This window comes from Pseudomonas sp. Eqa60, from assembly GCF_018326405.1.
Taxonomy (GTDB): Bacteria; Pseudomonadota; Gammaproteobacteria; order Pseudomonadales; family Pseudomonadaceae; genus Aquipseudomonas; species Aquipseudomonas protegens.
On sequence record NZ_AP024342.1, the window covers coordinates 4236742 to 4247881 of the forward strand.

The 11140-nt window shown below is 66.2% G+C and carries 7 protein-coding genes, 1 pseudogene and 2 riboswitches; of the genes and pseudogenes, 4 read left to right on the plus strand and 4 right to left on the minus strand.

The genetic code is table 11. From position 1 onward, the window contains the following. Nucleotides 1–98: 98 nt before the first annotated feature. Together cobN and cobW are read right to left on the minus strand one after the other, a co-directional pair. Nucleotides 99–3871, minus strand: a pseudogene (gene cobN, locus KI242_RS19100) (cobaltochelatase subunit CobN). Between the two features lie 3 nt (nt 3872–3874). Beyond that, nucleotides 3875–4945: a cobalamin biosynthesis protein CobW gene (cobW, locus tag KI242_RS19105; RefSeq protein ID WP_011061931.1), complete on the minus strand. Its 1071-nt coding sequence runs from the start codon at nt 4943–4945 to the stop codon at nt 3875–3877. A 97-nt stretch (nt 4946–5042) separates the two neighbouring features. After that, nucleotides 5043–5255: riboswitch (cobalamin riboswitch) on the minus strand. Nucleotides 5256–5396: 141 nt separating this feature from the next. Beyond that, nucleotides 5397–5624: riboswitch (cobalamin riboswitch) on the plus strand. Between the two features lie 95 nt (nt 5625–5719). On the opposite strand from cobW, the gene KI242_RS19110 reads away from it, so the two are divergent. The 4 genes from KI242_RS19110 (at nt 5720) to cobM (ending at nt 7860) form a co-directional block, all read left to right on the plus strand. Then, a complete protein-coding gene (locus KI242_RS19110; protein ID WP_011061932.1) occupies nt 5720–5908 on the plus strand; it encodes a CbtB-domain containing protein in 189 nt (62 codons plus the stop codon). A gap of 11 nt (nt 5909–5919) precedes the next feature. Continuing rightward, nucleotides 5920–6621 (plus strand): CbtA family protein, encoded by a 702-nt coding sequence (locus KI242_RS19115; RefSeq protein WP_041118891.1) that lies wholly within the window; start codon nt 5920–5922, stop codon nt 6619–6621. After that, nucleotides 6618–7031, plus strand: coding sequence for a cobalamin biosynthesis protein (locus KI242_RS19120; RefSeq protein WP_011061934.1), 414 nt, complete (start codon nt 6618–6620; stop codon nt 7029–7031). The genes KI242_RS19115 and KI242_RS19120 overlap by 4 nt, the downstream gene beginning before the upstream one ends. 82 nt (nt 7032–7113) lie before the next feature. After that, entirely contained in the window at nt 7114–7860 is a 747-nt protein-coding gene (gene cobM / locus KI242_RS19125) for a precorrin-4 C(11)-methyltransferase (RefSeq protein WP_103289998.1), read from the plus strand. A gap of 173 nt (nt 7861–8033) precedes the next feature. On the opposite strand, the gene nfuA is transcribed toward cobM, so the two are convergent. Further along, nucleotides 8034–8618: a Fe-S biogenesis protein NfuA gene (nfuA, locus tag KI242_RS19130; RefSeq protein WP_011061936.1), complete on the minus strand. Its 585-nt coding sequence runs from the start codon at nt 8616–8618 to the stop codon at nt 8034–8036. Nucleotides 8619–8760: 142 nt separating this feature from the next. After that, nucleotides 8761–11052 (minus strand): fatty acid cis/trans isomerase, encoded by a 2292-nt coding sequence (locus KI242_RS19135; protein ID WP_161467272.1) that lies wholly within the window; start codon nt 11050–11052, stop codon nt 8761–8763. Nucleotides 11053–11140: the final 88 nt, after the last annotated feature.

An 11140-nucleotide genomic window follows, 5' to 3' on the forward strand; every position in this document is an offset into this window, starting at 1 on the left:
CCGCAGGACGCTTTCGCGAGCAAGCTCGCTCCTACAACGGCAATGCCAGCCCTGTAGGAGCGAGCTTGCTGGCGATCGAGTGCGCAGCACTCGCCGCCTCAGGAATCTTCTTCTATATCCAGCAGCAGGTGTTCCAGGGCTTCACGATAATCGCCAGGCTCTTGCCACAGGCCACGCTGCTGAGCTTCCAGCAGGCGCTCGGTCATGTCGCGCAGGGCGTGGGGATTATGCTGACGGACGAACTCGCGGGTCGAGCCATCGAGCAGATAGGCATCGGCCAGCAAGGCGTACTGGTGATCGTCGATCAGTTCGGTGGTGGCGTCGAAGGCGAACAGGTTGTCCAGGGTCGCGGCCATTTCGAAGGCGCCCTTGTAGCCATGGCGCTTGACCCCTTCGATCCACTTCGGGTTGGCCGCCCGGGAACGGATGACCCGGTTCAGTTCTTCCTTGAGGGTACGGATCTTCGGCAGGTCCGGCTGGCTGTGGTCGCCGTGGTAGCTGGCGGCCTGGTTGCCGCTGAGGCTTTCCACCGCCGCCAGCATGCCGCCCTGGAACTGGTAGTAGTCGTTGGAGTCCAGCAGGTCGTGCTCGCGGTTGTCCTGGTTCTGCAGCACCGCCTGCACCCGGCTCAGACGGGTGGCGAACTGCTCGCGGGCGGCAGTGCCTTCGTCGCTGCCACCATAGGCGTAGCCACCCCAGTTCAGGTAGACCTCGGCCAGGTCCTCGCGGCTCTGCCACAGGCGACCGTCGATGGCGCCCTGGACCCCGGCGCCATAGGCCCCCGGCTTGGCGCCGAAGATCCGCCAACCGGCCTGGCGCGCGGCGGCGTCGGCATCCAGCCCCGACGCCTCCAGGGCCGCGCGCTCGGCACGCACCCTGGCCGCCAGCGGGTTCAAGTCCTCGGGTTCATCGAGAGCCGCTACCGCCTGCACCGCCGCATCGAACAGGCGGATCAGGTTGGCGAAGGCATCGCGGAAGAACCCGGAAACACGCAGGGTCACATCGACCCGCGGCCGGTCCAGCAGGCTCAGGGGCAGGATCTCGAAGTCATCGACCCGCTGGCTGCCGGTGGCCCACACCGGGCGTACCCCCATCAGGGCCATGGCCTGGGCGATGTCGTCGCCACCGGTGCGCATGGTGGCGGTGCCCCAGACCGACAGGCCCAATTGCAGCAGGTGGTCGCCGTGATCCTGCAAGTGGCGTTCGAGAATCAGGTTGGCCGACTGGAAACCGATGCGCCAGGCGGTGGTGGTGGGCAGGTTGCGCACATCCACCGAGTAGAAGTTGCGCCCGGTGGGCAGCACGTCCAGGCGCCCGCGGCTTGGCGCGCCACTGGGGCCGGCAGGCACGAAACGCCCGTTCAGGGCGTCCAGCAGGCCGCGCATTTCCGCCGGGCCACAGGCGTCCAGACGCGGTGCGACCACCTCGCGCAGGCCGTCGATGATGCTCTGCACCGGCTCCCAGCCGGGTTCGTCCAGCTGTGGGACGGGCCCTTGCAGCGCCGCTTCGATCAACCCGGCGGCGTAGAGCTCCAGGCGCTCGCGAACGTCACCGGCGGTGCGCCACAGCGCCTCGCTCAACTGTTGCAGCACGGGCGGGCGGCGCCCGGTCCAGGGCTCGGACAGGGCACAGTCCAGGGGGTCGAAGCCCAGGCCGAAAGCCTTGGCCAGGGCCCGCAGCAGGCTGGCATGGGCGCCCTTGCCGTCGCCCCGGGGAATGCGTAGCAGGGCCAGCAGGGTGTCGATGCGCAAGCGCCCCTCGGGGGACTCGCCGAACAGGTGCAGGCCATCGCGGATCTGCGATTCCTTGAGGTCGCACAGGTAGGTGTCCAGGCGCGGCAGCCAGAGCGCGGCGTCGGCGTCGCTGTCGAGCTGTTCGCCCAATTGCAGCTCGCGGTCGATATGGGTCTCGCGCACCAGCTTGAGAATGTCCCGCTGCAGCTCCCGGGCCCGGCGCGGGTCCAGCAACTGGGCTTCGTAGTATTCGTCCGCCAGCAGTTCCAGGTTGCGCAGCGGGCCATAGGTCTCGGCGCGGGTCAGGGGCGGCATCAGGTGATCGATGATCACCGCCTGGGTGCGGCGCTTGGCCTGGGCGCCCTCCCCGGGTCGTTGACGATAAAGGGATAGATGTTCGGCAACGGCCCCAGCAGCGCATCCGGCCAGCATTGCTCGGAAAGGCCCACGCCCTTGCCCGGCAGCCATTCCAGGTTGCCGTGCTTGCCGACATGGATCAGCGCGTGGGCGCCGTAGGCCTGGCGCAGCCAGAAGTAGAACGCCAGGTAGCCATGGGGCGGCACCAGGTCCGGGTCGTGGTAGACCGCGCTGGGGTCCACCTGGTAACCCCGGGCCGGCTGGATACCGACGAAGGTCAGGCCAAAGCGCAGGCCGGCGATCATCATCCGCCCGTTGCGGCACATCGGGTCCTGCTGCGGCGTGCCCCAGCGCGCCAGCACCGCTTGGCGGTTGGCTTCGGGCAGGGCCTGGAACAGCGTCAGGTAGTCGGCCATGGCCAGGCTTTGCTGGCAGGGGCGCTGGTCGAGGCTGTCCAGGTCGTTGCTCACCCCACCCAGCAACTGCTGGATCAACTCGGTGCCGCTGGCGGGCAGTTCGGCCGGCAGCGGATAGCCTTCGGCGTGCAGTGCCTTGAGGATGTTCAGCGCCGCCGCCGGGGTGTCCAGGCCTACACCGTTGCCGATGCGCCCGTCCCGGGTCGGGTAGTTGGCCAGTACCAGGGCCACGCGTTTGTGGCCGTTGTCCAGGCGCCCCAGTTCGACCCAGCGCCGGGCCAGTTCGGCGACGAAATCCATGCGTTCGGGCTGGCCGCGATAGCAGACCACGTCCGACTGGCTGCGCTCGCTGCGCCAGGCCAGGTCCTTGAAGCTGATGGGCCGGCTGATGATGCGCCCGTCCAGTTCCGGCAAGGCGATGTGCATGGCCAGGTCCCGCGGCCCCAGGCCCTGCTCGCTGTCACGCCAGCCCGGTTCGTTGTCCTGGGCGCAGATCGCCTGGATCACCGGGATATTGCGGCGGAACGGCCGCAGGTGCGGGGCTTCGGGGCTGGACTGGGCAAAGCCGGTGGTGTTGAGGATCACCCCGGCCGCGGTTTCATCCAGCCAGTCTTCCACCTGGCTCAGGCAGCCCGGCTCCTTGAGGCTGGCCACCGCTATCGGCAAGGGGTTGAGGCCCGCCGCCAGCAAGCGCTGGCAGAACAGGTCGATAAAGCCGGTGTTGGCCGCCTGCAGGTGGGAGCGGTAGAACAGCAGCGCTGCCACGGCTTGCCCCGGCTGCCAGTCGGCCTGCCAGTCACTGAGGGCAGCCTGGCTTTTGTGCGGGTGGTAGATCGCCGTGCGTGGCAGGGCCTGCGGTTCGCTCCAGGGGTAGTCGCGCCCCAACAGGCCGCTGGCCAGGCAGCGGTAGAAGTTCAAGGCGTTATCGCGGCCGCCCTGGCGCAGGTATTGCCACAGGCGATCACGCTCGATGGGGCCCACGGTGCTCAGGTCGCCGAGTTCCGGGTCGGGGCGGTCGTCCCCCGGCACCAGGATCAACTGCACCCCGCGCTGGGACAGCTCCACCAGCCGCTCGACGCCGTAGCGCCAGTAGGCGATGCCACCGTGCAGGGAAATCAGGATGACCTTGGCGTGGCGCAGCACCTGGTCCACATACAGGTCCACCGAGGCGTGGTTCTGCACCTGCATCGGATTGGCCAGGCGAAAGCTGGGGTAGTCCTCGGGCAATTGCTCGGCGGCGTCCGCCAGCAGCGCCAGGCTGGAATCGCCGCTGCACAGGATCACCAGCTCGGCGGGGGTTTGTCCCAGGTCGGCAATGTTGTCATCCGACACGAAACCGCCGGGCTGGGTCCTGAGCAGATGCATGGCTTAGACGCTGAGTGCGGCGCGCAGTTGCGCTTCGAGCTGGGCGGCGTCCAGTTCCTGGCCGATCAGCACCAGGCGCGTGGTACGGGCCTCGTCGGCGCCCCACTTGCGGTCGAAGTGCTTGTCGAAACGGGTGCCCACGCCCTGGATCAGCAGGCGCATCGGCTTGTTGGGGATGGCGGCGAAACCCTTGACCCGCAGGATGCCGTGCTTGACCACCAGTTGGGTCAGGGCGTCCAGCAGCAGGCTTTCGTCGGCCTGGGGCAGCTCGATGGAGATGGAATCGAAGGCGTCGTGATCGTGGTCGTCGTGATCGTCATCGCCGTCATGGTGATGGTCGTGGTGACTGTGGCGGCCGTCGATGTGTTCCTCGGAACCGGCACCCAGGCCCAGCAGCACATCCAGGGGCAGGCGACCGCTGCTGGCTTCGATGACCTTGACCGCCGGCGGCAGCTCCTCGGCCACTTCCAGGCGCACCTTGGCCAGGTCTTCGGGGCTGATCAGGTCGGTCTTGTTGAGGATCACCAGGTCGGCGCTGGACAGCTGGTCGGCGAACAGCTCATGCAGCGGCGATTCGTGGTCCAGGTTGGGGTCGAGCTTGCGCTGGGCGTCCACTTGATCGGGGAAGGCGGCGAAGGTGCCGGCGGCCACGGCCGGGCTGTCGACCACGGTGATCACCGCATCGACGGTGCAGGCACTGCGGATTTCCGGCCACTGGAAGGCCTGGACCAGAGGCTTGGGCAGCGCCAGGCCGGAGGTCTCGATGAGGATGTGGTCCAGGTCGCCGCGGCGCGCCACCAGTTCGCGCATCACCGGGAAGAACTCCTCCTGCACGGTGCAGCACAGGCAACCGTTGGCCAGCTCGTAGACTCGGCCGCTGGCCTCTTCCTCGGTGCAGCCGATGGCGCATTGCTTGAGGATTTCGCCGTCGATGCCCAGTTCGCCGAATTCGTTGACGATCACCGCAATGCGCCGGCCCTGGGCATTGTCCAGCATGTGCCGCAACAGGGTGGTTTTGCCCGAGCCGAGGAAGCCGGTGACGATGGTGACGGGAAGTTTGGCCAGTGTTTTCATCGGATGCCCTTTGGCAAAAGGAGGCGGGCAAACGGGACGAGAACCGCAACGCCGGGCGCGCGGAGATTTCGCCACCGGATCACCCCGCCCGGTTGTAGTGAGAATCTTGGATCGAGGCAGGTCTCCTGGCTGAGGGCTTGCCAGTCGTCGGACCGGCGATTGCTGCGCCTTCCCACCGGCGTCGTCGACGCCCATGCAGTGGCCTTGCAGCAATCGAACCCTTCACAGTTGCGGGGGCAGCCGCGGCATCGACCGCGTTCCCTTCTTAGCTTCGACCCGTGGCCGAAGAACCTCGAAAGCGCAAGGCTACGCAGAGCCAGGGGGACGGTCAATCGACAATGCGCCCGTAGCAGCCGGCTTGCCGGCGAAAGGGCCATTGAACCTTGCACGAGCGCGGCGCACACCTGCGCAGCGGTCACGGCAATTGACGCCCCTGCCCCGCCCATGATCTCCTACACACCTTGTTACGGGTGCCCCTTACAGGGTGAAACGGGAAACCGGTGAATCACGTGCTTTACTACAAAAGCCGTGGCCAGTCCGGTGCTGCCCCCGCAACGGTAAGCGAGCGAAGTGTCAGATCCACTGTGCCAAGGCATGGGAAGGCGACACTTGCCGGCACGGCATGACACAGCCCTGCCCCTCGCAAGCCCGGAGACCGGCCCGCAACACTTACATAACAACCCGCGGTGGGCGGGCGCTGTTGCAAACCCTGCGTGGCCATCACGCGGGGTTTTCCTGCGCCTCTACCCCGCTGACACTCCAGAGGGAAGCGCCATGTCGATCATCAGCAGCACCAGCCACTCCGCCAGCACGACCTCCACCCTGAGCCAGCGCCTGGTGGCCGCCATCGGCGCCTCGATCCTCGGCGCGTGCCTGGTGTACTTCGCCGGCTTCTCCCACATCGAGGCGGTGCACAACGCGGCCCACGACACCCGCCACAGCGCCGCCTTCCCTTGCCATTGAGACCTGCCGACATGATCAAGCGTATCGCGCAAACCGCAGGTTTCACCGGCCTCTTGGCCGCCCTGCTGCTGACCCTGCTGCAAAGCTTCTGGGTCGCCCCGTTGATCCTGCAGGCGGAAACCTATGAAAAGGCCCCAGCGGCCGAAGTCCATGAGCACGCCGAAGGCGCCATGGCCGCCCACAGCCACGATGCCGAAGCCTGGGAGCCGGAAGACGGCTGGCAGCGTGTGCTGTCCACCACCGGAGGCAATCTGGTGGTGGCCGTGGGCTTCGCCCTGATGCTGGCCGGCCTCTACACCCTGCGCGCGCCGAACCGCACGTCCCAGGGGCTGCTCTGGGGCCTGGCCGGCTACGCCACCTTCTGCCTGGCGCCGACCCTGGGCCTGCCGCCGGAACTGCCAGGCACCGCCGCAGCCGACCTGGCACAGCGGCAGATCTGGTGGGTCGGCACCGCCGCCTCCACCGCCGTGGGCCTTGCCCTGATCGTGTTCGCCGGCAACTGGCTGCTGAAACTGCTGGGCGCGGCCATCATCGCCGTGCCTCACGTGATCGGCGCGCCACAACCGGAAGTGCATTCGATGCTGGCCCCGGAAGAACTGGAGGCACAATTCAAAATCGCCTCACAGTTGACCAACGCCGCCTTCTGGCTGGCCCTCGGGCTAATCAGCGCCTGGTTGTTCCGGCGCAGGAACACGGATCAGTACTCGGCATGATCGAAGTAAGCGCAGCGCCGACCCTGGTGGTCGGCCTGGGCTGCCAGAAAGGCTGCCCGGTGACCACGCTGCGCGCCTTGCTCGACCAGGTCCTGGCGGCGCACCAGTGGCAGGCCCGGCAGGTCCTGGCCCTGGCCAGCATCGACCTCAAGCGCAACGAACCCGGCCTGCTGCAACTGGCGGAGCAACTGGAACTGCCGCTGACCTGTTTCAGCAGCGGCCAGCTCGCCCCCTTTGCCCTGCGCCTGAGCCACCGCTCGCAAATCGCCTTCGAACGTACCGGCTGCTACGGCGTGGCCGAAAGTGCCGCCCTGGCCCTGGCCGAACAGCTGTCACCCGGCCCGGCCACACTGCTTGTTCCCCGGCAAAAATACGCCCAAGCCACCCTGGCATTGGTCGCCGCCCGGTAGAATCCCCGATAATCCCCGCCTTCGATCATGAGCAATCTTCATCTGAAGCACGGCTCCCGACCTTTTTTCACAGGACACAGCCATGACTGTCTATTTCATCGGCGCCGGCCCCGGCGACCCGGAACTGATCACCGTCAAGGGCCAGCGCCTGATCCATCGTTGCCCGGTGATCATCTACGCCGGCTCCCTGGTCCCCCAGGCAGTGCTCGACGGGCACCGCGCGGAGCGGGTGATCAATAGCGCCGAACTGCACCTGGAGCAGATCATCGAGGCCATCAAGCAGGCCCATGCCCGGGGCCAGGACGTGGCCCGGGTGCATTCCGGCGACCCGAGCCTGTATGGCGCCATCGGCGAGCAGATCCGCTGCCTGCGGGAGCTGGGCATCCCCTTCGAGATCATCCCCGGGGTCACCGCCACCGCCGCCTGCGCTGCCCTGCTGGGGGCCGAACTGACCCTGCCGGACGTCTCCCAAAGCGTGATTCTTACCCGCTACGCGGACAAGACCGCGATGCCTGTCGGCGAGGATTTCGCCAGCCTGGCGGCCCACGGCGCCACCATGGCCATCCACCTGGGGGTCAATCACCTATCGAAGATCGTTGCCGAGTTGCTGCCCCACTACGGCGCAGACTGCCCGATTGCAGTGGTGCACCGCGCCACCTGGCCGGATCAGGACTGGGCCCTGGGAACCCTGGCGGACATCGTCGATCAGGTGGCGGCCAAGGGTTTTCGGCGCACGGCACTGATCCTGGTGGGCCGGGTGCTGGCCACGGATGCATTCAGCGAATCGTCGCTGTACCGCGCCGGGCACGCACACCTCTACCGCCCTTGACTCCCTTTGCGGGAGCAGGCTTGCCAGCGAAGGCGATCTGGGAATTGGTGCAAGGCTCTAGGGCCCTTTCGCCGGCAAGCCGGCTCCTACGGAGGCTTTTGGGGGGAGCTGGCTTGGGGGCATAAAAAAACGGCGCTCACGGGGCGCCGTTTTTTCAAGTCGCAGCGAACGCCTTAGTAGTAGGCGTTTTCTTTCTGCGTGTGGTCGGTGACGTCACGTACGCCCTTGAGCTCCGGAATGCGCTCGAGCAGGGTGCGCTCGATGCCTTCCTTCAAGGTCACGTCGGCCTGGCCGCAGCCCTGGCAACCGCCGCCGAACTGCAACACGGCAATGCCGTCCTCGACCACGTCGATCAGGCTGACCTGGCCGCCGTGGCTGGCCAGCCCCGGGTTGATCTCGGTTTGCAGGTAGTAGTTGATGCGCTCGTTGACCGGGCTGTCGGCATTGACCATCGGCACCTTGGCGTTGGGCGCCTTGATGGTCAGCTGGCCGCCCATGCGGTCGGTGGCGTAGTCGACCACCGCATCATCGAGGAAACCTTCGCTGAAGGCGTCGATGTAGGCGGTGAAGCTTTTCAGGCCCAGGGCCTTGTCTTCGGGTTTCTCTTCGCCCGGCTTGCAATAGGCGATGCAGGTCTCGGCGTACTGAGTCCCTGGCTGGGTGATGAAGATGCGGATGCCAATCCCCGGGGTGTTCTGCTTGGATAGCAGATCAGCCAGATAATCGTGGGCGGCGTCGGTAATGGTTATGGCGCTCATGGTGGTTCCTCGCAGACGTGGGCGCAGTTTACGCCAATCCAAGCCGCTGACAAAGTCCTAGTATTTTTGTCGGGATAGACTTTGGTATAGAGCGTCCCCGGGCCGCGCCAAGGCGCAGTCCGGGGGCGATGACAGCTCTATGTCAGAGGTTTTCGTAACGGTTCATGTCCAGGACCCCGGCTTCCACCGGGTCGGTTTCCTGCAGGTAGCGGGTCTGGTCATGGAAGTACTGCCAGAACTGCGGATGGCTGCGGCGGATGCCCCAGCGCTCGACGATCCTCTCGAAGCTGGCGGCGTCCCGGGCCGCCTGCATGGCGTCGACGAACTCCGGCACTTGCCCGGCCGGTACGTTGAACATGAAGTTCGGATAGCTGCTGAGAATCCCCGGGAATATGGTCAGGGTGTCCAGCCCCGGCTGATAGCGCAGCGACTCGCCGAGCATGAAGGCCACGTTACTGTGGGCGCGGTTGCGCAGCATGCTGTAGAACTCGCGCTTGCCGCTGGCGGTCTGGACACGCAGCAGGGTCGCTTCCGGCAACTGTTCGATGACCTTGAGGCCCGCCGCCGGGCGCGATGCCAGGCGGCTCAGGGCCTGCTCGGCATCCTGCAGCGCCGGGTCGATGTTCGGGCGTGAGCAGTAGGCGCTGTCACAGCGGTTGATCGGATCCGGCTTGGCGTTGAGGTCGCCATAGCGGGCCAGCAACTGGTTGGCGAAGTCCTTTTTCGGGTCCTTGAGGTCGAGCTTCAGCGCGCTGCGCTTGTCGTCGTCGATGGACTCGTAATCCAGCCACATCTTGAACTTGCCGCTGTTCTGGTACCAATCGTCGAGGAAATCCTCGCGGGTGCCGGCGGGCATCAGGCGCAGGAAGTTCTGCTCCGCGCCATTGCGGATCAGGTCGAAGTACAACCGGGTCTGGGCCTGGTGGGAGACGTTGCCGAACACGTCGAAGTTCACCGCCAATTGATAGTAGGTGCGCTCCAGCAGCGGGTAGTCGAACAGCCACATCGTCTGTGGCACTTCGCCGATCAGGCCCTTGGTCACCGAGGCGCTGTCGAAGTGGCGGAAGATGCTCAGCAGCGCGTTGTCGTTGCCGGCCCACAGGGTCGACCAGCTGGGCGCCGGCGAATCGGCATAGGAATCGCGGCGCAGGGCCTCGTACTCGTTGCGCTTGTCGCGATAGGCCAGCCACAGGCTGAGCACGCTGCCGACGTCGTCGTTCTGCCCGGGCATGGCCAGCAACGGCGTGGCCTGGCCGCGATAGGCCGGGTCGGTGATGTACAGGTCATGTTCGGGGGCCTGGAACAGCGCCCAGAAGTTGTCGCGGATCACGTCGGTGGCGATCTGCCCGCGGCACACCGGGCCACGGATAAAGGTGCGCACGAAGTATTCGGCGTTATCCAGCATGAACTGGTAGCGGGCCTTGGCCGGAATCGCCTCGAAGGTCTCGAACGGGTTGGCCCGGCGCGCCGGCCCGTAGCCCGGCAGGGCCGTGACCTGCCAGTCGCCGCTGTAGAACAGGGTCTTGACCCGGGCCATCTTCGCCGCGCTCAGCGGGTAGGTGATATGGGTCTTGTGCACGATCACCCCTTGCACCGGCCACAGGCGGTAGTACACCTGGGTGCCCGGGTCGTCGTTGGGGCGACGGGTGTTGATCAGGTCGATGGGCTGGCCACTGGGGGTACGGGAACGCACCCACTGGAAGAAATGCCCCGGCTCGCCGCCTTCAAAATAGAGATGGGCGAGGAACAAGTGTTCATAGAGCCAGCGCGCCACCAGGCTCTCCCGGGCGCCAGGGGCGTTGAGCAGGTTTTCCCACTGAGCCACTTGCAGGCTTTCCCGGGCACTGGGGGCCAGGCCTTGCTCGTCGATGGGCGCGCCCGAGGCCAGCCAGCGTTGCAGGGTCAGGTATTGCTGATCGGTCAGGCCGGTGACCGCCAGGGGCATGCCTTCCTTGGGGTGAGCCCCGGCATAGGCGTCGAACTCCGCCGGCTGCGGGCACATGTTCTCGCGGCTCAGGCCCAGGGCGATCTCGCTGGGCAACTTGGCGTTGGGTTGCAGCGGGGTGCGATGGCCCAGTTCCAGCATGCGCGCCATCAGCGCCGCCTGGCTGCCCTGGGCGTCAAGCACCGAATAGAAGCCCTTCTGCTGCCAGGCACGCTGGCCAGTGGCGTCATAGAACAGCCGCGTAGGCGCTTGGGCCTTGCTGCGCTCGCCGTCGTACACCGGAATCTTCGAAGCACCGCGGCTGGCCCCTTCACCACTGCCCAGGTTGAGCTGACAGGCGGAGTCGTAACAGGCATGACAGGCCACGCATTTCTCGGTAAAGATCGGCTGGATGTCGCGGGTATAGGAAATCGCCGGCGCCGGACCTTGTGCCAGGCACACTGAACTCAGAAGCAGCAGCGCGCTGCTGACGATAAAACGAAACGGCATGTCCCTGGTCCCGAAAGAAAAAAACGCCGCGATTCTACCGGTCTCACCCCTCGACCAACATGAGCGATATTCATGCAAAAACCACGCA